The organism is Bradyrhizobium sp. HKCCYLRH3061 (genome assembly GCF_051168015.1).
In the GTDB taxonomy this organism is placed as follows: Bacteria; Pseudomonadota; Alphaproteobacteria; order Rhizobiales; family Xanthobacteraceae; genus Bradyrhizobium.
In genome coordinates, this window is record NZ_JBNPUE010000001.1 from 110,564 (window position 1) to 130,687 (window position 20,124).

Consider the following 20,124-nt stretch of genomic DNA (forward strand, 5'->3'; position numbering starts at 1 on the left):
TCACCCCTTTGGGCACTCCGGGACTTTCTCTTGCGATCGCGTCCACACGAGTCTGCACGACGCGCTCGATCTCACCCCGAAGCTCCTGAATCCTGTCTTCGATGGTCGGATTGCTGCGATTCTGCTTCACCGGTCTGATCCTCCTTCATCGTACGCTCCGCCGATCGGAGCCGTACGAGCATCTTGTTCGTATGCGCGAGCGCGTGCTGCGTGCGTCTCAAGCTCTTCTCGCGTCTCGTCTCGTGGTCCGCGATGAAACGCTTCAGGTCGTGGGGCAAGGCCTTGAAGCGCTCCTTCCAGGGACCTGGCCAGGATTGCGGGGGCGAGAGGTTGGCGATGCCGTCGATGACGATCGCGACCGGCGCTCCCGCCGTGGGATCAGCCAGTCCCAATGAGACATGAGCTCTGGAGATGTCGAGAATCGCCTCCCAGAGCGGCTCGACACCGATGCCGGCGTGTGCTCTGGCAAAGCGGGCGACCGCCGCCGGCGAGGCCGGGCAGAACGTCTCGCGCTCCCGCTCACACCAGCGTGCAAACAGCGGAGCGCGCTGCCTGCGCGCCTCAGCAAGCGCAGCCAGAACGGGGTTTGCCATCGGTGGTCTCACGGCCTGCCGGATCTGCGGGCCTGGTAGAGAGCGACCGCGTCCTTGAGATCCCCCGACGATGTCAGGCGGGCGTTGAGCGCCCGCAGATCCGTCCGTCCCCGCTCCCCTGACGAGACTGAGACACCCGGCCGCACCACGGGCGGGACAGCCTTCGTCACCGCGGCATCCTTTGCCCGCATCATCAGTCGATATCGCGCCGCGTCGTACATCATCCGCTGAAAGGTGGCGTGGCGCATCAGCGGCTCGGTCTGGAACAGCCGGTTGAGCTCCGACGCCGAGATCCCGCTCTCCTTTGCCGACGCCATGATCTCCGCGGCAACGGCCTGGCGTATAGCGCGCGGCTCGCTCTTCAGCATGTCCTCGAGCCGGCCGTCCTGGTCGTGCGCAAAGGACTGGAAGCTCCGTTGAGCCGCTTCGGCGTGCTGGCGTAGCGCCTCGGCCTGCTGTGCCAGCAACTGATCCGACATCGCGACGGCTGCCTGGATGCGTCCAAACCTTGCCGGATCCTCGCGCGACATCCGTTCGAGCGCGGCGGGGACCTGCCCGGCAGGCATGCCGGCGAATTCGGGAAACTGGCTGAGAAAGCTCGCTTGCGCAATCTGGACGGCAGACGCCAGACCTTCCTGATAGGATTGGCGGGCCTGCTCGGCTTCGCCGATCTTCTCCTCGATCGCCTGCAGCACCTGCGGATGCTGCAACACCTTCTCCAAGTCAGGCGCAAGTCGCGACGAGGCATCATGTTGCGCCGGATCGGTCTCGGCAGCGTCCGAATCCGGCTCGAAACCGTCGGGCTCACCATTTGCCGGCCAACCCAAGCGGTCGCCCGGATCGGAATCCGACGTCCCGCGAGATGCCTCACCCGCCTCAGCGGCCCGGACGCGCGCGTGATCACGCGCCGCGCGATCGAGCGTGACCGACTCGCCGCGATCGACCACGTTGCCGGCTTCGTCGACATACTCCCGGACCATCACCGGCGGGCGTGGATCGGTGCGCTGCTCGGCAGCGTCGCGCAGCGATGCAACGTCGCCGTCGAGCGGTTCGCGCTCCGGCCGCTCCTCCGGATCCGGCATCGGCCGATAGCCGGCATTCTCCAGTTCGAATGCCGCCCCCGTCAGGAGGTGCTCTGATTCATCTGACATTCACTACCGCTCCCTCGAGATGCTGCTCCGAGCTACTTCTTGCCAAACGCGCCGCTGAACGGCTGGAGCAGGCTGCCGATTCCGCCGGCGATCTTCGCAAACTGATCGGCACCGGACATCTCCTGTGTTCCGGTCATGGTGCCGTTGGTCTGCTGACCGAGCTGAGCGATCGGCGTTCCGATCTGTGCCAGGAGCCCCAGCGCCTGCACCGGGATTCCGCGGCGCTGCGCCTCCTCCGCCAAGGTGGCATTGGCGCCATAGTTCTGCGCATCGAGCGCCGCCTGCGACGCTGTCACGCCCTGCCCCTGGTTGGCGAGGGATTGCTGCTGCATGCCGCCGAGCATGTTGGCCGTCGTGTTGCCGGCGCCGTACAGCGCGTTGGCCGCGCTCAGCTGGTTCTGGACGTCCTGGTTGTACTGGGCCGCGATCACAGGCGCTTCCGCCGCCGCCACGCCGCGGCCATACGCCATCTGGTTGGCGCCGCTGAAGTCGCGCCCGGCAGCTGCAAACTGGCCGTTGATGGACGTGCCGACATCGTTCTGGATCTGCGCCAGTTGCGCCGCGAGCGCAGGATTGTTGCCGATCATGCTGCCATTGGCGTAAGGCGTCAGCTGCCCCTGCAACGTCTGCAGATTGGCCTGGGCCGCCGGCGCCTGCGCCAGCGCGTTGCCGCCATTGAGCAGCGACTGCCCATAGGCCCCGATGCTGCCGGCATAGGGATTACCCTGCGCCGCGTTCTGCTTGAGCGTATCGAGCGCGCCAGTCTCGGCGCTGGTCAGCCCGGTATTGTTCAGGCCATTGCCGACCTGAGACAGGATGTTCTGCAACATCGGCTGCGCCGGCTGCCACGGCTGCGTCTGGGATTGCTGGGTCTGCGTGCTGGATGATTGTCCGCCCATTGGCGAGGAGCCTTCTTTTCTGAGAATCAATTGCCTGGCTGTTGATCGGATCAGCAGCTAACGCATCTCGAGCAAATGCCGGGATGGTTGAAGACTTCCATTTCACCAATAAGCCGGTCGCGACACGAGAGTGCGAACGCTGCGGCCATCTTGAGGAGGCTGCGCCGAGGATCTTTCTGATTCCTGATCGACCGGACTGGTGTTCGTAGGCTGCGGAGCAGAAGTACCGCCCGCATGGCGGCCACTTACCCGCTTTTCGGCCCAGTCTCTGAGATAGCCGGCGGTCTTTCCTGCTAAGAACGGATTCGCCTTCATCGCGCTTGGCTTGAGTAACTGATCCAACGGTGTTGCAGGATCAGCCGTAAGAACAGATCTGGCACCACCTGCGCCGGCAAAATGCGCGAGATACAAATTTCCGGGCGTCGTCGCCAGTCCCCACCTCTGAAGTTGTCTGCCGTTCTCGTGCAGGTACGCTTCCGTCATCTCGCGGGAAAGGTCGGGGTTGTTGCGGAGCGCTAGAAGTTCCTCCCGGCTTCCCCTGATCTCCGGGTGATAGCGAGCCATCAGCTCAAGCCAAGTCCCATCAATGAACTGTCCAAGTCCCGTAGCAGAGGATCGCGGGTTTTTAGCATTTGGGTTTCCACTGCTTTCAGCTCCGACGAATCTTTCCGTCAATGCCGACGGCGCAAGATGGCTATCACCCGCGGCAACTGGCTTGGAGACTTGCGGGCCCGCAATACCTTTCCGCGCTGTCGAGTCAAACGACGGAGGCGCGCTCGCACCTGTGGCTCCAGATGGCGCGTTTAGCCCCCTTGCCCAACCCAGCCGCTGCTGCTGACCTGAGTAGCCGCCCTGCTCCTGCTGCAGGCCGCGCATCCGGTCGATCAGCGCAGCCTGCGGATTCACCTCAGATCTGATATCGAAGCCGGGCCCTGCGGCGTTGCCTTGCTCCGGTGGTACTGCCGGCTGCGACGGCATCAAACCCTGGAACGCCTTGAGCAGGCCCTCGCCCCAGCTGCCATAGGTCTGCGGATCGAACTCGCTGTCGTCAAATCTCGGCATCAACTGATCTCCTTTTCCATGATCACGTGTGTCTGCGCGTAGCCCTCGAGCACGCGCTGCCAGCCTTTGCGCCCGAAGATGCGGACGCGTCGGCAGCCTTCTGCCTTCGCATAAGCCTCGATGCCGCCGATCAGCGGCAGCCAGCGATGCCGACGCCGGCCTTCGCAGGCGACGATCACGCACATTTTCCCTGCGTCGGTCTGTTCGATCCGGGTCGTCGCCACCGCATCGATCGCGACCTCGCCCTCGTCCCTGCTCAGCGCCAGCCACAGCAGCGCGCGGCCCTGGCGAATGTCACGCTCGACGTCAGCGAAGGCCGACAGGCCCGTGCGCGAGATGGCGCACTGCAGCCGCTGCGCCACCCGCGGCCAGATCAGTCCGACTTGGCCGGGGTCGACGCAAGCGAGCTCAGCCGAGCAGCGCATAGAGAAACGTCCGCGTCGTGACTGCACTGCTGGCGTGGGTGAGCGTGAACGAGCCGTTGGCGACCGCGCTCACATAGATCGTCCCGTTGCCGAGCTCGGCCGCCGCGCTGGCGGTCGCCGGCGTCAGGATCGGGGTCGAACCGGCTGCACAGTTCTTGTCGGCGACCACTGTCGCCGTCGTGCCCGCCGCCAGGGTGACGCTGCCGACGGCGTTGGAGCGCCCGGCGGCGAGCTGCTGCAGCGCCAAGATGATCTTCTTGAGATCGGTCTCGGTGATGCCGGGGACGTAGGCCGTCATAGCGTGCCGCTCACGGTGAGGTCCGGCACCACGCCCGCACAGAAGCTCCATGACGCGTCGGCCGGAATCCTGACCTTGAAGCGGGCATAGCGTGTGTCCTTGCGCAGGTCGCAGCGCCCCGTCCGCGTGTTGACCGAGACCTCTGCCCCCGCGACAGCAGCCGCCGACGGCTTGTCGCGCGAGGAGACCGATCCGAACAGCGAAGTCGCGTCGGTGACCGGCCGGAAGCCGCGGATCATGATCCGATTGTCGTCGGTGCCCTGCTCTGCGCTCTCCATTGTCGCCTCGAGATTGTTGCCCCGGAAGAAGCCGAGCACATGATTTGCCGAGAACTGCGCGATCTCGGGCTGGACAGCCGTCGCGTAGGCGTCGAGGCTCAGGGTCATCGCGTCGATCGACGACGAGATGCTGTCGAGATTCTCGAGCGTGAGGCCGGTCTGCGACATGCCGAGCAGATATTCGCCGGTTGCCGCGATCGAAAAGAAGCGGTCGAGCAGGAAATCATAGCCCAGCAGCTTGTCATAGGTGCCGATCGCGCCGGAAATCGACCTGTAGGACCAGAACACCCGCGTCGAGCGCGGATCGGCCGCCCCGATCAGCAATTGCAGATTGCCCTTGTCGAGATCGGCTAGGAAAGTGCGGTCGACCTTCTCGCGGCCGATCGGCTGCGGCAGGCCGCCGGGCTCGATCTTGTGAAAGCCCTGACCGGCATAGAAGAAGATCCGCTCGCCGGCACGGATGATCGAATACGGCGCGTAGAGACCCTTGTCCTGGGTGATGCGATCGATCTGAAAGATGATCGGCGATCCCGGCACGTAGGACATGCGCCGGATCGCCTGGTCCTGGAAGATGATGCCCGCTTCCCCGCCGGCAACGCCGCGGACGATGCCGCCGTCGGGAAAGTCCTGATGATCGGACCCAGCCGTCAGGCCGTCCCATGACGTCGCCGAATTGAAGTTGTTGAGACCCGACCATTGGATGCGATAGGGCGTCGACAGCAGGCCGGAGAGCACCAGGAAGCGTCCGACGACGCTGATATAGGCGGCCTGCGGCGGCGCGCCCAAGGCGTTATCGAAGGCGGTCGACGATGTGAGATCGAACACCTGCAGCAGCGCATTCGCCTGGGCGGCGAACACGAGATTGCCGGTCTGTGCGAACTGCCACTGCGCTGCCGCGGACAGCTGCGCATAGCTGGTGCCGCCCTTCGAGACATCGAGCCAGGTGAAGTCCGTATTGTTGAGGCGGTAGAGCTTCGTCGATGTCGCGGCGAAGGTCACGACGGTGCCGTCCGATTTCAGAGCGTAGAACGCACCGCGGCACGGCTCCGGCAGAGCCGACGTGTAGGCCGAGAAGGACGGAAAGGGGCCATAGCCATCGCCGCGCGGAACGACGTTCTGAATGTTCCGGGTGGCCTGACCTTCATAGTCGCTCACGTCGGGCCGATATTCGCCAAAGGCAAGAAGAGGCATGTCACCTCCAATCATCGATTGCCGCCGGCGAACCTCCGCCGCGGTCAAGAGGAAACAGAAAAGACCGGTAACGCAGATGGTGCCTGGGCCTTCAAACGGCTGCGTGCATCAGGCTTGAACAGATGATGACCACGACGAGGACATCATTCGCCCGTCCAGGGCGGCGCCGAAGGAGACAACGCATTCCACGAGATCGACGATGCCGAAACACCGAGCCAATGGTCGGCCACAGCTGGCGCCGGCAACCAGGCCTGCTCAGGATCGGTGCTGCTGCTCCAATCGATCGTCCCCACGCCGAGAGGATACCAGGCCTCGAAGCCGCGCCCGTAGCCGACGTCGTATCCCACGAGTTGGTATGAGGTCTTCTGACCAGTCATTGCGCCAAGGAATGCCGATGATTGGCCGCTGACGGTATGAGCCCGCCCCGCGGCCTGCATCGTGCCGGCCGTCGTGATGGAATTCCCCGCCGCGACGAAATCGCCGCGTGCGGCGAAAGCACCGAACGAATACAGGACCGCGGTGCCCGCCGTCAGCCAGCCGTTCTGCGCGCCGAGAAGACCGATGCGCGCCCCCGCCGAGCCACCGGCATAGACGAGCGCCGCGGTAATCTGAGTGAGTGCAGACTGGAAGCTGGCTGCGCGGCCTGCAAGCGTGACGGCGGCCGGACTCGCAACGAAGATCGTATTCGTTGCGGAGCCGCGCGGGAGTTGCGCGATCGCCAGCCTGCCGATGGCGTCGAATCCGAGCAGTGACATCAGTAGTACTCGTCGATGATGATGATGCCGGAACCACCAGCGCCGCCAGTCGTGCCGTTCGACCCCGCAGAACCGCCGCTGCCCGCTGCGCCAACCGAATACGCGTATGTCGCGGCCGGAGCGGCAATGTACTTCTCAACGTATCCTCCGGCGCCGCCCCCGGCAGCACCGCGCCCGCCCGAACCGCCGTCGGTGCCTCCGCCTCCTCCGCCGCCGCTGCCGCTATTTGTCGCCGCCGCACTTCCCGCGGAGCCGATCCATCCGCCTGCGCCACAGCCGCCGAATGCAGAGTTGGCGCCATTCCTGCCTTGAAGCACCGCGCCTGTTGAGCCGCCCGCACCATCGGTCGGCGTGCTGTGACTACCTCGGATATTGAGGTCACCGCCCGCCGCGCCACCACCACTCGCGTAAGCGTTGCCGTACGGGCCGCCGTTTGCTCCTCCTGAGGCGGTCAGGAACGACGAGCCGAACGTCGTGTCACCGCCGACGCCACCAAATGTCGCTCCCGTCGTGCCGCCACCGCCCCCACCGCCCCCGCCGCCGACCATGCGGACCAGCAGCGCCTTGCATCCGGCTTTGAGAGTGTAGGTGCCAGATCCTGACGTCAGGACGGAGCGCGTCCAGTTGCCGGGACCTGCAGCCGCGGCGATATTGCTCCGCGCCTGCGCCTGCTGTGTGCTGGTGAAGGCGTTCGCCTCCTCGATCGAGATGAGATCTTCCTTCAGCGCGACGATCGCGACTTGTGGCGCAGCCGAAAAACTGATCTTCGCCGTCGTTCCGGCCGAGGTGAACAGAATCGTCGTCCGAGCCAAGGTGCCGGTCGACGAGGCGTAGGCGCCCTCGCCGATCTCCCATTGCGTCAGGTCGGCACTCTCGGCCCTGTATTTGTAGAGCCGGCCATTGACCGCGCCGGCTGCGGCCGGGCTCTGATAGCCCTGGACGGCCGCGGCATAGGTCCAGTCCGTCGTGCCGCCGGCGGTGGGCAGGAACCTGCAGATGTCGAGAAAAGCTGCCATGTCAGGTGATCGTCAGGATGCCGTTCACCTGGTCGAGGTCGACCGTGAACGTATTGCCGTTGGTAAGCGTGACCGAGGTGCCGTAGTCCCACCAGCCGATCAGTGGCTTGGTCGCCGATGTCGCGTTGTAGAGCACGGCGTATTGAAAGGGCCCGATCGAACCGCCGGCCGCGGTCCACGACGGATCGCTGCCGCCGATGAAGCGGAAGGTGCCAGAGGTCTGTCCGCCGGTGATCGCACCGATCGAGACGCCGCCTGCCGTGTAGCCGTTCCCGGTCGCCAGGTCGGCCGGCGTGTTGTAGACCGTATTGGTCGCGACCGGCGCCGTGCTGGTGAGATAGATCCTGTAGACATGCGATGTCCCGGTGAGCATGTCGTGCAGGGCGTGCGCGACATCCTGGACGAAGCAATTGAACTTGTTGAAGGCAGCCATGTGATCCTCTGTGTTGGACGGCGTCTCAGACGACCTGGCCCGAGAGCCGCATCGCCATCGGACCGGCGTTGAAGGTCGACGTCAGGCCAAGGGCATTGAGATCGGCGAGCGCGCTGGTGAAGCCGAGCCCCCAGGTCTGAATCCGTCCGTCCTCCTTGAGGTACGGCGCCGACTCCAGGAGAGCGCCGTAGAGATAGAGATCGGGTGCCAGCGTGAGCAGCCAGTTCGAATCGTTCGATGCCAGCGGCGGAATGGTCCGTCGGTAGACCATCTCGATCGTGTAGGCAGCGTCAGGCCGCGGCGCGAGCTCGATCTGATCGCCGAAGACGGAGAAGTAGCGCGGCTGGCCAGTGACGTCCGAGACGCGAAAGCGATACTCGTCGAGTTGCACACCGGACCTGAACTCCAGCGCAGGCTGGCCGCGCACGCTGGTCAGTCGTATCCGCCGCATCGACTGGAAGTCGGTCGGCAGCGCGATGAACTCCGGCTCGCTCGCGCCGAGATCGACGACCGCAATGGCCCGCTGCTCCATCTGCCGCACGAATAGCTGCCGGTTGAACTTGGCTTCGGCGAGCTGGATGAAGCTCGGGATCCGCGCCACCAAGGTCGCGTCCTGGTCGCGCGCCAGGTATTCGGTCACTGCGGACTGCAACGAGGAATAGTTCGAGATCAGCGGCATGACGGCTCCGCCCTCCATCCACTCTGCGGCGCAGGCTTGTCGGTGCGCAGATAGGCCCAATCCGGATCATTCAGCTTCGTCTGCACGATCGCGTCGAACTCGGGCGTGAACAGGCGAAGCCGGGTGTTGCCCCTGGCATATTCCTCGTTCAGCCATTTGACGTAGATGACGTTCGGAATGCGCGCGACGTGGCGGCCCCAGTCGCTGTGCTGCTCGTCGCGGCGCGCTTCGCTGTTCCAGTCCAGGATGGGCGCGACATCCTGGAGATGCTCGATCACGAGGCCGGAGCCGTCGCGATCGAGATGCGGGCGAATGGTCAGCCCATCCATCACGACAGCTCCGTGATCCACAGCGTGCCGGCCGTCGCCGTGACCAGGCCATTGCTGGCCGCCTTGATAGCCGCGATGTTCTGCCCGGGCGTCACGGTGACGTATTCGACCGTGTTGGCCGGGAGAAAGACGTCGGACACGGTCGCAGTCTGGGCGCCGTCACCGATCCGGTAGCAGCAGGCCGAGCTCGCGGCCAGGCGAAGCTGGAACGTGCCCGGACCGAACTTGTTGGTGGCCCCGACGCTGCCGTCGTAGGCGATGGTCTGCGTGCCGCCGATCCGGGATGATGGCTGTTTGGGAAAGAACGACATCTCAGGCTCCCCTGACCGCAAGCGAAAAATGCATCGGCACTGATGTTCCCGACGCGCCGGAGGACGACAGGGCGATGACATCGTCTTCGTTGAGGTAGACCGGCGACGCCGGCACCACCGAGAACAGCTGCCCCGCCGCGGAGCCTGACTGCGGGACAGCGAAGCTTGCGACCGGCGCCCCGTTCACCGTCACGGTGACGGTGCCGTCGGCCGTGGTGATGGCGCCGCCGAGGATGCCGGCGACTTTGAGCAGCCTGCCGCGGAAAGGCGCACGGACATAGGCGGCGACGGGACTGGCGCCGCAGGAAGGCGTGTAGGCCGTCAGATCGGCCGTGTTCAGGGGACGATTGCCGGGAAGCGGCATGAATGAACCTCCAAAAGAAACAGGCGGCCCGAGAGCCGCCTGCAGGTCAGGGTGATGAAAGATCGGACTATGCGGTGGTGTTGTCGAAGATGCCGCCGCTGGCCTTCTCGTTGCGCGCGACCAGCGCGTATTCGGCGAGGATCTGGCGCCGATCGGAATCGCCGGTCTTGGCCAATGGAATCGAGATCATGTTGCGACCGTTGAGATAGGCCACCGCCCACTTGTCCATCTCAAGCACGAGCACATCGCGCGCGCGCTGGAAGCGGCTGGCGACCACCTTCAGCTTGCCGAAATCGGACTCATAGGCATCGACGGAGGCGACGATCTTCTTCGACTTGGCCTCTTCGATCGCCGTCGAGCGGCCGGTGAAGGTCGAGAACACCTGCTTGTTGAACGCGCCGGTCAGGATCGTGCCCGGCTTGCCGCCGTTGATCCAGATCGACGACAGCACCGTCTTCAGCCGCGCCTCGGTGAAGGCGATCTGAGTACCGTCCGTACGGGTGCCCGAGCCGTCGGCCGCGGCCGGATCGGCCGCGCCGCCGGCGCTGCCCTTCGACGTGTTGGAGACGATCCATGACAGGATCGAAGCCGTCTTGCGCGGCGTCGTCGTGTTGCCGATCAGCTTGGCCTGGTTGGTACCGCAAAGAATGGTCTCGAGATCGCGCTTGAGCTCGAGACCCTTCAGCATCTCCTGATAGGCGAGCTCGTTGTCGCGACCGGAATGGTCGACCGCCTGCTGGGTGCCGGAGACGCGCGCGACCTTGTAGGAGATCTGGCACTGGTTTCCGAGCCGAACGGTCGGCGTGGTCACGTTGGTGTTGGGATCGTCGCCTTCGAGCTGGGCATTGGTGCCGTCGGCAGGCGCGAGCGCCTGGGTCTGCCACTCGTGATTGACGGCGGTCGCCTTCTCCTTGTCGACGCCGCTCATGAACGGGGTGTCGACCGGGTCGATGCGATAGATCATGTCGCTGAGATCTTCGCGATTGCCGACTGCCTGATAGGTGACAAAAGTGGACGTAGGTGTGGTCATCGATGATCCTTGTTGATGGTTCGCCCAACGCAAGGCGTACGCCGCGATCGCACCGCCGTTGCAGTGGTCACGAGCGGACGTTTTGCCGATCGGCGCTGCGCAGTTCCGAAAATGGTCGAAGTCGTTCAGGTCCCGCCGGCGCGATGGCGCGGGAGATCGCTCCCGGTTCGGCTCGCGCGAGACGTCGATGCCGTGGCGCCCGCCGCGAGCGGGGTCGGCAGAACCGCCTGTCGCGCACTCACCGCGTCTAACGCGGTGAAGCTCTACAGCACGGCACAGTCCTTCGAAGCCGGGAATGTCCGCGGCTCACGAAAAAGCCCGCGGCGGAGTGTCCGGCGCGGGCATCATGTAAATCTTGTGATGCTGCCTTTATGAAGGTGATTTGCCCGACGTGTCAATGGATCATGAGATGACCGTGAATTAAACATCGAGCCCCCCCGCAAAGGCACCCGATGCCACCAATGCTTGTCCGCAGGACTATCCCCGCGCATTATTTCTGCTCATGGACATTTGGTTGGTAACCACTTCAATCTCTCATGGATCATAGATGACTTTCCCGAGGCGGTGCCGCGCGGCGAGCGCATCGACATCGTCTTGACTGGCGGGGTAGGCTTCATAGATGATCTTCGTCTTGAAGAAGACGTCGTACCGTGGATTGAGCGTCCACGCGACCCTCGAATAGATTCCGAACTGATCGTAGAGGTTCTTGACCATCCGCCTCGTATAGGGACTGTCCGGCGGACCCTCGAACTGGGGCTTCACCGCTCTCTCTGCGTAGAACGCCTGCTCCGCACGAATGGCGGCTCTACTCTTTTGTTCCTGCTCGGAAGACGTATCCGGACAGGATATCCGCCGCAATCTCTTGCCGCGCCCATCTTCAGCGTCGCCAACCGATACACAATCCGTCCGCAGGTCATCTACGACGCGCCACGCAACGATGGAGCCACTCGTCACATAGGCCTGGTCCGACGAGATCAGCAGAAAGCTTGCGCACGCGGCCATACAATAATCGTAGACGACGACCGCTGCATGGCGGTCTCGTAGCAGGCGAGACAGGGTCATAGCCGTCGCAGCCTGTCCTCCGAAACTTCTGACCACGAATAGACCACCATATTGGAGATCGTGTATGGTGGAAAGATTCATGCCGTCATCGATCCAGCCGTCGAAACAAACGATACGCCGATCAGGTCCGGAGGCAATCGGACGCTGCAGCGGCCCCCGGCAATACTCGACAGCAAGGTGCTCGAGATCCCAATTGGCCTCGCTTTGAAGCGGATCAGCCTTTCCTGGTGGGACGATGATCAGAACCATCGCCAGAACGACTAACCAGCGAGCAGTCGAAGGTCCATGAGCCGAATGGCATTCGGCATCCTCCCTGAATTCACCTTGAGGAGGATCGATCACCAGGATTGGCAGCCATGAGCCTGGTCAGCAGGTCGAGCAGACCCCCACTTCCGATCTGGGCGCCAGAAACCTGCGGCTGGCTCGACGTGCCGAGGCCGAACAGCACGGCCGGGCCCGCAGCGCGCGCGGCCATCGCGTCGATCTGTCCGCTCCCGCCCTTAGCCGCCAGTCCATCAGTTGGCTGCAGCTTTGCTGCCAGAGCAGGCGCCATCATCTGGAACGATCGGCTGGAGACACCTTGAGAGACCGGGGAAGGCGACTCCGGCCGGAGCGGCGCCTCGTTACGACGATAGAACCACGGCGATTTCTCGATCCATTTCGGCGCTGGCGGCGGCACATAGACGGGCCGGCGGTTTCGATAGAGATCCTCGAAACTCGGAACGGTCCAACGGTCGGCGTATCCCGGAGGATCACCAGCGAAATTCGGATCAGGGACAATCGGCACGGAATGCAATGAAGCCTTGTCTCTCATTTTCCTACCTTCAAAAGAGCCTTGATGTTGATGACAATCCGGCGAGCTTGCCGATCATGGATCATAGATCACGTCGCGCGCGCCGAACTGGTTGGCCAATGCCGTCGCCTCCTCTTGCGACTGAGGATAGGCCTCGTAATTGATATCCGCCTTGAACAGACGCTTGAGCGAGGTCGGACTCAACATCCATCCGATCTCTGGAAAACGTCCTGTCTGATCGTAGAGCCGCTTCAAGCGCTTTCGGACATATTCGCTGTCCGGCAGCGGCTCGAAATGATACCGATCGACGACCCTGTCCTGATAAAATTGTCTGAGCACCGGAGCATCGCTCGCAAAAGAGAGACGCCATTCCTTTCCGTTCGGACACTCCGCACGCCACAATTTCGGAACGCTGGAATCATGCGGCTCACGAAACGTGACCTGGCAATCCGATAAGAAGTGCTGCCATACCACGATCGTATTCTTCACGACGTAGGTTCTCGCCGACGCCACGAAGTAATACTCCGCACAATGGTAGGCGCAGACGTCGAACACCACCACGGTTGCGTTGCGGCTGCGCAGCAGATCGGAGACGCTCATCGCGGTGTCGCGCTTGCCACCATAGCCGCTCAACACGAATAGCCCGTTATCAGCGATCTGGTTCACCGTCGACACGTCGACATCGAGGCCGGTCTTCGCGCTGAAGCAGACGATCGTTCGGTCAGGACTGATCGCCGTCGGTTGCGGGACGTCACCGCGACAATATTCAACGGCGCGATGATAGGCCTCGGGATTCGGTTTCGCGTCCTGGGCGGCCAGTCCGGTCGCATACAGAAGGAGAAAAATGGAGCCGGCCCACCGAAGCAATTTGCTGACCATCCGTGGCCCTCTGAACGGTCGCCGTCCTCTCTCCTGTCGTCCAGCCGCGCTCCAGCGCAGCCCACAACCTCGGTACTCGTATCGTGGCATTGTCGCTTCTCATCGTTTGCATTCTGGAGCCTGAACGGCCAAAAGGTGCGTGTTTCCGGAAACCTCCCTCCCAGCCACGTTCCTTGAAGTATGAGGTAACAGCCGTATTTGCTGAAGGAGAGGTTGTCGTTGGCACTCTCAAATTCCGGATACGGTAGCGAGAACGTTCGCCCACCAGCGCGATCGATACGCACGATTCCGCGCGTCGTGTGCCGGCAAAATTCTCCAAAAAATCGGACCGAGAACTTTCGCGAAGCTTAGAACAAACAAAGAACATGTCAATACAGCTTTTGATTGTTCTCCGTCAAACCACCCTACAGCACGCCGAACCGCTTCCTGCGCTCCGCCGTCCGCGCGAGCTCCCTCAGCTCCGCCTCCGCCAGCTTGCCGTTGGCGATGATCGCGCCGAGATGGTCGCGCACTTTGCCGACGATGTTGATGGCAAGGAACAGCTTTTCGCGGCCGGCGACGTCGTCGATCTGTGTCTGCCGCCAGGCCGCGCTGTAGCTCGCCTCCAGCACGTCGAAGGCACCGGCGAGCAGTTCGTCGTCGAGTAGCGCCTTGGCGCGAGTCCCCCGCGCCGCCGTCTGTTGCAGGATGCTCTCGTCAGTCATCGTGCCGCTCCTTCTGCTCATCAGACGCGCGATTGGCATGAGCTGCAGTTGCAAGGCCCACGGCCGCTTCGGCAATCTTCAGCTCGTGAGCCGCACGCACCTGTTCGCGCTCCTGCGCCGCCTCGATCGACTTGAGGTGCGCATCGAGCAGCGCGATCTTGGCATCCAGCCCGGCCTTGATCTTGGCCAGCTCGATCTCCGCCTGCATCTTCACCTGCTGATGGACCATGTCGTTGTGCGCCTGCTGCTGCGCCAGCTCCGCCTTGTGCGCGGCGATCGCCTGCTCGGTCTGCAGACGCGCCTGTGCCGCGAGCAGCTTCGGATCGGGTGGCGGCTGCAGCGGCGCCGGCGGCGGATGCAGCGGCCGGCCGGTCTGCGGGTCGACCGCGGCCGGATCGTTGAAGAACCGACCGGGATTCTTGTGCCCCATGATCCGCGTCAGCTCGGCCGCCGTGTTGTAGAGCTCGCGATCGCCGACCAGGTTGATCTTGCCGGCCATCGCCAGCTCCTTCTGGACGTTGGCAATCGCCATGGTCTGCGCGAACTGCTGCGCCTTGCCGCCAGAGCCGAGCCCGACCTCGATCGTCATGTCGTCGCGCGTCTTCCAGCTGCGCGGATCGATTTGGACCCAGGCATTACGCAGCCGTACGGTCTGGCGCTGCTGACCGTGCTTGCGGATCGTGCCATGCAGCAGGCCGAACATGTCTCGCACGCCCTCCGCCATGATCCGCGCGATCAGCTTGATGCGCATCTGCGAGGCGGAGAATACTTGCGCAACTGCCGTCGCCGACTGGTTCTGCAGCGCGTTGGCGTCGATGCCCTGCGCCTGCTTCGAGAGCCCCGAGCGGCTCTCAAGCTCGGCATCGATATATTGCAGCATCGGATAGATCGAGCTGGTGATGTCAGGCACCACCTGCCAGTTCAGCCCGCCCGCCGTCTTGGTGCGAACCACACCGCCTGGACGCGAGACCAGGAGATCGTCCAGCGTGTTGGGGCCGGCGTTCGCCTCGGCCACCTCGACGCGGGGATTGTTGTGCAGATAGAGATTGTCCAGCGCGCCGCGCTTCAACGCCGTCTTTTCGCGCTGCAGCGGCATCACCAGATCGGCGATCGAACGCCCGAAGAAGCGGTGCGTCATCGGCACCGGCGTGGTCGCGGCGAACGGGATCGCGTCGAACGGCGTGATGCAGTCCTGTCCATCCTTGCGCAGGATCTCGCCCTGGTCGCCACCGGTGATGATCTGGTACAGGCACGGCCTGCCGCCGCCTTCATAGTCGATCCGGACATAGTGCTCGGTGATGCGCACGAGCCTGGTGCCCGAATTCGATGCGCTCGACGATGCCCGTGAATGCTCGTCGACCGTATCGCGCGCAAGCGTTTCGACCTGCGTCGTCCCGGTGTAGTCGCCGAGCGACTTGATCTGCGCAGGGTCGAACCCTTCGGCAATCAGCTGAGCCTCCGTTTTGGTGACGATCTCGTGGAAGCAGTAGTTGCAGTCACGGATCGAGCGCGCGCCGCGCTCGATCCCGAACTCCTCCGGCGGCACGCCCATCACCCGCGCATGGGCGAATTTTCGCGTGGTGACGATGGTGACGTCGTGCGTGATCGGTTCCGGCACCGGTTGCAGCGGCGCCGGCGGCAGAGGCATGGTCATGGTCATGGACTCGTTGATGCTGGAGAATGGACAAATCGAGCCGGCGCCTAACGGCTTTCGCCCCGTGACGCTTCGGTCAGGAGGTAGTCCTGAATCATCCCGAGCAGACCGCCAACGGGAGTACCGTCCTGCCCGCTCGCGACGGTGCCGTCTCTTGAGGGAGATTCGCCTACGCCGGGAAAGCCTGCAGCAGAGGCACGAGCCGCGTCTCGGATGTAGGGAATGGCCGAAGCTCCGGCGGAAAACGCTCGATCGGCCTCGTTGCGCGAAACTGTCCCAGCTGACGGTTCGTCACGACCGCCAGGGTACCCGGACGCCCAGGGAGCGATTCTCGAACCGAAGTCGTTTCTGTTCAACGAGGAGCCGGCATAAGGCACGGGTGGTTCGGAGGCGGGCTCCGTTCTTATCCGCCCGCTCTGAAAAGTCGGCATGGATGCTGAAGGTGGCTTTTCCGACCTTACACCCAAAATGTACTTCTTGATGAATTCTGCGATCCGTGCCGGCGCGACCGTATAGTTCGCACCGAACCCCGGAATGGCGACGCCCGCCCCGATCGACGAAACTTTTGCGTTCCAAGGTTCAGGGATGCCGTATGTGTCCGGAATCGTGGCGTTGACATTCAAGGACGGCATGTTGACCGAAGCGCCGTATCCTAGAGTATCTTCGGAGGTCATGCCCCTTCTGAGATGAATGAGGTGAGCCCCTCCTCCGCCCATGCCGACGCCTCTCGTCAAGGTGACACTCGGCGCAGCTGGCGCGCCCGGATTCCAATAATATGCACCTCCCCAACCGATGAACGGCAGCTCGAGAGAGATGCCATCCGGGCGAAGGTTGCCTTTCTCGTTGACCGACACTAAATTATCCTCATCAAGTGGAATGAACATCGACTGTGATCTATAATTCTGTTTCCCCTTGCGAACATGTCCTACACGGCAATCGGCATCCTTCTGATCTGGACGATCGTCCGCCTGACGCTGTCGGCGCGATGGCTGAATGATCTTCGCATCATCCACAACCACATTGCTCCAGACGCTTCAGACATGAAGTACATGATGCCGAGTTATTACAGACGATGGTGGTTGCTGAGATTTCGTTTCTCGGCAATGGACCCGACGAAACTGACGGAGCCCGGTCGTGACCGTCTGAAGACCGCAATATGGAACGAGCGTGCGATATGGGCGTGGTCGGCCATCGGGCTTCTGTTGATCTTGGTGCTCGGCGCGCTGGGCTGAGCATCGTGTCGGAAAACTGCAGGCGGCCGCCTCTGAAGCGAACGGGAGACATCGGCTGAAGGCAGGGCTATCGACCGCGTTCGGCTGTTTCCCGCGATACCAGCCGTCAGGACCAAGTCGTCATCGGCCGTTCACTCCGCGACCGCGCGATACGCCGCCCAGCCGAGGGAGAGCAGCACAAGACGGCCAAACACCGGATTGCCGGCGGCAAAGAATCTCAGAAGAACAGGCAGGCTGCGCAGGGCAAGCCCATAGCTCTGTCGCCCTCGGCTCGGATTTCTGCTGGAGCCGTCGGCTCGAATGCGTGAGCCAAGAATGGATAGCGATGTCCCATCGTCCTGAAACTGCGGAGGAAGTGCGCCGTGGATGACGATCGGCTTCCTGTCATGATCGCATCTACTCAGCTCACGCGAGCCGATGCGCGTCGGCGCCTGGCACCGAGGCTCCATCCGACACCATCAAGCCGGTGGCCGACGGCGCTCTTCCTGAAGACTGGTGTAGGCCGTCTTCTCCCCCGCGCACGCTATGCGCAACGATCCTCATCGCCCCGTCGGAGTCCATGACCGACTGCGCCAGCAGCGCGAATTGGTCCTCGCTGAGATCGTAATACGTCTCGCGGCTCTCCTCCTCGCGTTCCTCCCACCACACCTTGACGACACCGACCTTCGAGAGGAGAGCATCCTTGATGAAGGAATACAGGATCATGAAGCCGGGGTTCTGCTGCATGAAGACGTGATTGACGTAATCGGTCTCCTGCGCCGCGGCGGCCTCGTCCTCCGGACCGACGGGCTCGAACCGCACAACCTCGTCGGATCCGGCGAAGATGTCCATCAAATGCGGCATCAGTCCTTCTACCGTATCGGCGACATCGGTCGAGACCGCCCGCGAGCGCCCCTCCTGCGCAGGCATGTCCTTGCGCATGTTGCCGAGATAATAGTCCATCGCATCGGCGCGCTCTTCCGCCAGCCGTGCGGCGGAGATGGCGGCCAGTGCATCCGCCTTCTCGGCGGCGAGCATCGTCTTGAGGTCGGCGTTCGACATTTTCGGCATGGTCAGAACCGTATCGTTGACATGATGTGAGCGATGAGATGGGCCGACTGGTGCCGGGCACTGGAGAGCGGCATCAACGGGAAGGCGCCAGACGCGATCGGCGCGAGGCCTGCTCGCAGACGCGCCGCAAATCAGCGCGACGGGCCCCATGGCGAGCGCCGACGCCGAGTCCCGGCCCAATCCTCCAAACCAGGCGATGCCTCTCCAAACGCCGGAATCTCGAACGGATAATCCGGCATTGCATTCCCGGTGAGCACACCGCCCGAGCCTGCCGACTCCGGCAACGGCAAGAACGGCTGATAGGGCGAGAGCGGCGCGGTCACATTGCCGGTCGACGCCCAGCTTCCGAAACGATCGTCGAACGATGGCGCTTGATCCCCGACGGGCAATTGATTGGGAGCAGTCCCGGACGGTCCGAGGCTTGCTGTTGGCAGCATCTGATCTGCGCGGCGGGAGCGCAGGATGCGGATGGGAGACTTGACCGGATCGGGGCCGCCTCCGCTCGCGGCGAGGTCGGCCGGGTTCGGCGGCTCTCCTGCCCCTCCAGGAAACAGCAGAGACGGCGGTGGGGACCCTGGCTGAAGCGGCTGAGCGCCAGCCGCCTCCGCAGTCCCGCGTCGCGCGAGCTCACGCAGGAGCGGTGATTGTGACGCCGCGGCATCGCTGGTCGCAGGGGACCATCGGCCGAAGCGGTCGTCGAACCAGGCGGGAGCATCATGAGCAGCCGACGGCGCACGCGATCCGACGGGACCGACCCGGTTGTCCGGAGTCACCGGTACGTCCCCCGCGGGACCATCGGCCAGATCAGGCGCGGACCACTCGTCTTTCTCCCAGGCCTTATCCTCGAACGCACGCTTGGCATAGTAAGGCGTCGACTTGATCTGCTTGTTCACATACGTTCGATCGTGTGACAGGCCGTTGTAGAGCGAGTAGATGTTTTCGACGCTGGGATCGTCCAGCCGCTTTGCGATCCCTGCCAGCAGCTTCGCGGTGAGCTCGATGTTGTCTCGCGGGGAGTGAACGTCAGATCCGGGAATGAGCTTCTGCCAACTGGAATCGATGTTGCCTGGCAGAATCGTGCGAGCAATCACGTCATGATCGAGTTGGAACAGCGATCTCACCGCCCGGCCTACAGCCTCGCCCGGATAACCGTATTCGCCGCCTCTCGAGACCTCCGTGTAGATCACGGCTCTCACGAGATCGGGGTTTACCCCATGGCGCCCGGCGGCCTCCTCGATCAACTTATTGTACGTCTTGACTTGCTGAGCACCCCACCGATGGTTCTGCAAAATATTATTTATGGCAGGTCGCTTATCCTTCGGAATGTCGGAGAACTTCTGGCTTTCGAATTCGAACTTGGTATCCGGCACATCATCCAGGAGCGCCCGCTTTCTATCTTCCGCAGTTCGCAAATAGGTCGTCATTCAATTCCCCTGGAAACGTCCATGCATGACTTTGATGAAGAGGCTTGAAACGAGGAGGATTGCATAGAGCGCTGCGGCCACAGTAAGGATCTGGAGTAGATGGGACACGAGGAGGCTCTCCCGCGCCTTCATAAAAAGAGCCAAGAACTGTACCCATCCGCACTCGTCGCAGCGGTAGTAGATGTCGTACCAATAGGTTTCGAGCACCAGATAGAGGTGGACAGGCGGCGCAAGTGCCGCAGGTGCGAACAGTACAAACCACCAATTCAGCCGAGCTGTCAGCTTCACGCCAAACCTTCCTGACACGGCCGCCAGGGCAAGCAGAAGGATCGCAATCAGATAGCCAGTCACGACGACCGCCAGCGCAAGCTGCGGAAGGTTCGAAACAACTGAAAACTGAAGCGGAAACCAAGCGGCGAGAATGAGCGTTACGGAGCCATACTTTAGAAGCTTGAACAGAAGCTGCATGTCGGCCTTCACGAAGTTCGGAGTCAGCGGGCGTGTCAGGAACA

Annotated in this window: 25 protein-coding genes; 1 reads left to right on the top strand and 24 read right to left on the bottom strand. The window is 63.0% G+C overall.

The window, feature by feature from the left end; genetic code table 11:
• Positions 1-71: 71 nt before the first annotated feature.
• The 21 genes from ACQR2C_RS00480 to ACQR2C_RS00580 form a co-directional block, all read right to left on the bottom strand.
• Positions 72-593 carry a hypothetical protein gene (locus tag ACQR2C_RS00480; protein WP_434880202.1) on the bottom strand — a complete coding sequence of 174 codons (522 nt, stop codon included), beginning with the start codon at positions 591-593 and terminating at the stop codon, positions 72-74.
• An 8-nt stretch (positions 594-601) separates the two neighbouring features.
• Positions 602-1,744, bottom strand: coding sequence for a hypothetical protein (locus tag ACQR2C_RS00485; RefSeq protein ID WP_434880203.1), 1,143 nt, complete (start codon positions 1,742-1,744; stop codon positions 602-604).
• A 32-nt stretch (positions 1,745-1,776) separates the two neighbouring features.
• Positions 1,777-2,643, bottom strand: a complete 867-nt coding sequence (locus ACQR2C_RS00490) for a tail fiber domain-containing protein (RefSeq protein WP_434880204.1) — start codon at positions 2,641-2,643, stop codon at positions 1,777-1,779.
• A 102-nt stretch (positions 2,644-2,745) separates the two neighbouring features.
• Positions 2,746-3,705 (bottom strand): transglycosylase SLT domain-containing protein, encoded by a 960-nt coding sequence (locus ACQR2C_RS00495; RefSeq protein ID WP_434880205.1) that lies wholly within the window; start codon positions 3,703-3,705, stop codon positions 2,746-2,748.
• Entirely contained in the window at positions 3,705-4,067 is a 363-nt protein-coding gene (locus tag ACQR2C_RS00500) for a hypothetical protein (RefSeq protein WP_434837770.1), read from the bottom strand. Before ACQR2C_RS00500 ends, ACQR2C_RS00495 begins: the two co-directional genes overlap by 1 nt.
• A gap of 46 nt (positions 4,068-4,113) precedes the next feature.
• Positions 4,114-4,428 carry a hypothetical protein gene (locus ACQR2C_RS00505; RefSeq protein WP_434837769.1) on the bottom strand — a complete coding sequence of 105 codons (315 nt, stop codon included), beginning with the start codon at positions 4,426-4,428 and terminating at the stop codon, positions 4,114-4,116.
• On the bottom strand, positions 4,425-5,897 hold the full coding sequence (locus ACQR2C_RS00510; protein ID WP_434880206.1) for a hypothetical protein: 1,473 nt from the start codon (positions 5,895-5,897) through the stop codon (positions 4,425-4,427). The genes ACQR2C_RS00505 and ACQR2C_RS00510 overlap by 4 nt, the downstream gene beginning before the upstream one ends.
• Before the next feature lie 143 nt (positions 5,898-6,040).
• Positions 6,041-6,652 carry a hypothetical protein gene (locus ACQR2C_RS00515; protein ID WP_434880207.1) on the bottom strand — a complete coding sequence of 204 codons (612 nt, stop codon included), beginning with the start codon at positions 6,650-6,652 and terminating at the stop codon, positions 6,041-6,043.
• Complete coding sequence (locus ACQR2C_RS00520) at positions 6,652-7,668, bottom strand: hypothetical protein (protein WP_434880208.1); 1,017 nt, start codon at positions 7,666-7,668, stop codon at positions 6,652-6,654. Before ACQR2C_RS00520 ends, ACQR2C_RS00515 begins: the two co-directional genes overlap by 1 nt.
• A gap of 1 nt (position 7,669) precedes the next feature.
• A complete protein-coding gene (locus ACQR2C_RS00525; protein WP_316216940.1) occupies positions 7,670-8,101 on the bottom strand; it encodes a hypothetical protein in 432 nt (143 codons plus the stop codon).
• A gap of 25 nt (positions 8,102-8,126) precedes the next feature.
• Positions 8,127-8,780, bottom strand: coding sequence for a phage adaptor protein (locus tag ACQR2C_RS00530; protein ID WP_434880209.1), 654 nt, complete (start codon positions 8,778-8,780; stop codon positions 8,127-8,129).
• Positions 8,771-9,109 carry a hypothetical protein gene (locus ACQR2C_RS00535; RefSeq protein ID WP_434880210.1) on the bottom strand — a complete coding sequence of 113 codons (339 nt, stop codon included), beginning with the start codon at positions 9,107-9,109 and terminating at the stop codon, positions 8,771-8,773. Before ACQR2C_RS00535 ends, ACQR2C_RS00530 begins: the two co-directional genes overlap by 10 nt.
• Positions 9,109-9,420: a hypothetical protein gene (locus ACQR2C_RS00540; protein WP_316216943.1), complete on the bottom strand. Its 312-nt coding sequence runs from the start codon at positions 9,418-9,420 to the stop codon at positions 9,109-9,111. Before ACQR2C_RS00540 ends, ACQR2C_RS00535 begins: the two co-directional genes overlap by 1 nt.
• A 1-nt stretch (position 9,421) precedes the next feature.
• Positions 9,422-9,784 carry a hypothetical protein gene (locus tag ACQR2C_RS00545; RefSeq protein ID WP_434872614.1) on the bottom strand — a complete coding sequence of 121 codons (363 nt, stop codon included), beginning with the start codon at positions 9,782-9,784 and terminating at the stop codon, positions 9,422-9,424.
• Between the two features lie 67 nt (positions 9,785-9,851).
• Entirely contained in the window at positions 9,852-10,814 is a 963-nt protein-coding gene (locus ACQR2C_RS00550) for a DUF5309 domain-containing protein (RefSeq protein ID WP_434880211.1), read from the bottom strand.
• Between the two features lie 534 nt (positions 10,815-11,348).
• Complete coding sequence (locus ACQR2C_RS00555; RefSeq protein WP_434880212.1) at positions 11,349-12,125, bottom strand: hypothetical protein; 777 nt, start codon at positions 12,123-12,125, stop codon at positions 11,349-11,351.
• A gap of 70 nt (positions 12,126-12,195) precedes the next feature.
• Positions 12,196-12,690: a hypothetical protein gene (locus ACQR2C_RS00560; protein ID WP_434880213.1), complete on the bottom strand. Its 495-nt coding sequence runs from the start codon at positions 12,688-12,690 to the stop codon at positions 12,196-12,198.
• A 54-nt stretch (positions 12,691-12,744) separates the two neighbouring features.
• Entirely contained in the window at positions 12,745-13,548 is an 804-nt protein-coding gene (locus ACQR2C_RS00565) for a hypothetical protein (protein ID WP_316216945.1), read from the bottom strand.
• Positions 13,549-13,952: 404 nt separating this feature from the next.
• Positions 13,953-14,252: a hypothetical protein gene (locus ACQR2C_RS00570; protein WP_316216946.1), complete on the bottom strand. Its 300-nt coding sequence runs from the start codon at positions 14,250-14,252 to the stop codon at positions 13,953-13,955.
• A complete protein-coding gene (locus ACQR2C_RS00575; RefSeq protein ID WP_434880214.1) occupies positions 14,245-15,906 on the bottom strand; it encodes a portal protein in 1,662 nt (553 codons plus the stop codon). Before ACQR2C_RS00575 ends, ACQR2C_RS00570 begins: the two co-directional genes overlap by 8 nt.
• 47 nt (positions 15,907-15,953) lie before the next feature.
• A complete protein-coding gene (locus ACQR2C_RS00580) occupies positions 15,954-16,790 on the bottom strand; it encodes a hypothetical protein (protein WP_434880215.1) in 837 nt (278 codons plus the stop codon).
• A gap of 36 nt (positions 16,791-16,826) precedes the next feature.
• Between ACQR2C_RS00580 and ACQR2C_RS00585 the strand changes: the two genes are divergently transcribed.
• On the top strand, positions 16,827-17,138 hold the full coding sequence (locus ACQR2C_RS00585; protein ID WP_316216949.1) for a hypothetical protein: 312 nt from the start codon (positions 16,827-16,829) through the stop codon (positions 17,136-17,138).
• 405 nt (positions 17,139-17,543) lie between these two features.
• Here the strand turns inward: ACQR2C_RS00585 and ACQR2C_RS00590 are convergent, their stop codons facing one another.
• The 3 genes from ACQR2C_RS00590 to ACQR2C_RS00600 all read right to left on the bottom strand — a co-directional run bounded on the left by ACQR2C_RS00590 (position 17,544) and on the right by ACQR2C_RS00600 (position 20,080).
• A complete protein-coding gene (locus ACQR2C_RS00590) occupies positions 17,544-18,188 on the bottom strand; it encodes a portal protein (protein WP_434880216.1) in 645 nt (214 codons plus the stop codon).
• Positions 18,189-18,319: 131 nt separating this feature from the next.
• Positions 18,320-19,612 carry a hypothetical protein gene (locus tag ACQR2C_RS00595; protein ID WP_316216951.1) on the bottom strand — a complete coding sequence of 431 codons (1,293 nt, stop codon included), beginning with the start codon at positions 19,610-19,612 and terminating at the stop codon, positions 18,320-18,322.
• Complete coding sequence (locus tag ACQR2C_RS00600; RefSeq protein WP_316216952.1) at positions 19,613-20,080, bottom strand: hypothetical protein; 468 nt, start codon at positions 20,078-20,080, stop codon at positions 19,613-19,615.
• Between the last annotated feature and the right edge of the window lie 44 nt (positions 20,081-20,124).

What these genes read in the sequence shown, in the direction of transcription:
- ACQR2C_RS00540 (WP_316216943.1), bottom strand. Translation starts at nt 9,420, where the DNA reads ATGTCGTTCTTTCCCAAACAGCCATCATCCCGGATCGGCGGCACGCAG.
- ACQR2C_RS00570 (WP_316216946.1), bottom strand. Translation starts at nt 14,252, where the DNA reads ATGACTGACGAGAGCATCCTGCAACAGACGGCGGCGCGGGGGACTCGC.
- ACQR2C_RS00550 (WP_434880211.1), bottom strand. Translation starts at nt 10,814, where the DNA reads ATGACCACACCTACGTCCACTTTTGTCACCTATCAGGCAGTCGGCAAT.
- ACQR2C_RS00515 (WP_434880207.1), bottom strand. Translation starts at nt 6,652, where the DNA reads ATGTCACTGCTCGGATTCGACGCCATCGGCAGGCTGGCGATCGCGCAA.
- ACQR2C_RS00535 (WP_434880210.1), bottom strand. Translation starts at nt 9,109, where the DNA reads ATGGATGGGCTGACCATTCGCCCGCATCTCGATCGCGACGGCTCCGGC.
- ACQR2C_RS00595 (WP_316216951.1), bottom strand. Translation starts at nt 19,612, where the DNA reads ATGACGACCTATTTGCGAACTGCGGAAGATAGAAAGCGGGCGCTCCTG.
- ACQR2C_RS00580 (WP_434880215.1), bottom strand. Translation starts at nt 16,790, where the DNA reads ATGTTCATTCCACTTGATGAGGATAATTTAGTGTCGGTCAACGAGAAA.
- ACQR2C_RS00505 (WP_434837769.1), bottom strand. Translation starts at nt 4,428, where the DNA reads ATGACGGCCTACGTCCCCGGCATCACCGAGACCGATCTCAAGAAGATC.
- ACQR2C_RS00555 (WP_434880212.1), bottom strand. Translation starts at nt 12,125, where the DNA reads ATGGTTCTGATCATCGTCCCACCAGGAAAGGCTGATCCGCTTCAAAGC.
- ACQR2C_RS00520 (WP_434880208.1), bottom strand. Translation starts at nt 7,668, where the DNA reads ATGGCAGCTTTTCTCGACATCTGCAGGTTCCTGCCCACCGCCGGCGGC.
- ACQR2C_RS00495 (WP_434880205.1), bottom strand. Translation starts at nt 3,705, where the DNA reads ATGCCGAGATTTGACGACAGCGAGTTCGATCCGCAGACCTATGGCAGC.
- ACQR2C_RS00485 (WP_434880203.1), bottom strand. Translation starts at nt 1,744, where the DNA reads ATGTCAGATGAATCAGAGCACCTCCTGACGGGGGCGGCATTCGAACTG.
- ACQR2C_RS00530 (WP_434880209.1), bottom strand. Translation starts at nt 8,780, where the DNA reads ATGCCGCTGATCTCGAACTATTCCTCGTTGCAGTCCGCAGTGACCGAA.
- ACQR2C_RS00600 (WP_316216952.1), bottom strand. Translation starts at nt 20,080, where the DNA reads ATGCAGCTTCTGTTCAAGCTTCTAAAGTATGGCTCCGTAACGCTCATT.
- ACQR2C_RS00545 (WP_434872614.1), bottom strand. Translation starts at nt 9,784, where the DNA reads ATGCCGCTTCCCGGCAATCGTCCCCTGAACACGGCCGATCTGACGGCC.
- ACQR2C_RS00590 (WP_434880216.1), bottom strand. Translation starts at nt 18,188, where the DNA reads ATGCCGAAAATGTCGAACGCCGACCTCAAGACGATGCTCGCCGCCGAG.
- ACQR2C_RS00510 (WP_434880206.1), bottom strand. Translation starts at nt 5,897, where the DNA reads ATGCCTCTTCTTGCCTTTGGCGAATATCGGCCCGACGTGAGCGACTAT.
- ACQR2C_RS00490 (WP_434880204.1), bottom strand. Translation starts at nt 2,643, where the DNA reads ATGGGCGGACAATCATCCAGCACGCAGACCCAGCAATCCCAGACGCAG.
- ACQR2C_RS00525 (WP_316216940.1), bottom strand. Translation starts at nt 8,101, where the DNA reads ATGGCTGCCTTCAACAAGTTCAATTGCTTCGTCCAGGATGTCGCGCAC.
- ACQR2C_RS00560 (WP_434880213.1), bottom strand. Translation starts at nt 12,690, where the DNA reads ATGAGAGACAAGGCTTCATTGCATTCCGTGCCGATTGTCCCTGATCCG.
- ACQR2C_RS00585 (WP_316216949.1), top strand. Translation starts at nt 16,827, where the DNA reads ATGTCCTACACGGCAATCGGCATCCTTCTGATCTGGACGATCGTCCGC.
- ACQR2C_RS00575 (WP_434880214.1), bottom strand. Translation starts at nt 15,906, where the DNA reads ATGACCATGCCTCTGCCGCCGGCGCCGCTGCAACCGGTGCCGGAACCG.
- ACQR2C_RS00480 (WP_434880202.1), bottom strand. Translation starts at nt 593, where the DNA reads ATGGCAAACCCCGTTCTGGCTGCGCTTGCTGAGGCGCGCAGGCAGCGC.
- ACQR2C_RS00565 (WP_316216945.1), bottom strand. Translation starts at nt 13,548, where the DNA reads ATGGTCAGCAAATTGCTTCGGTGGGCCGGCTCCATTTTTCTCCTTCTG.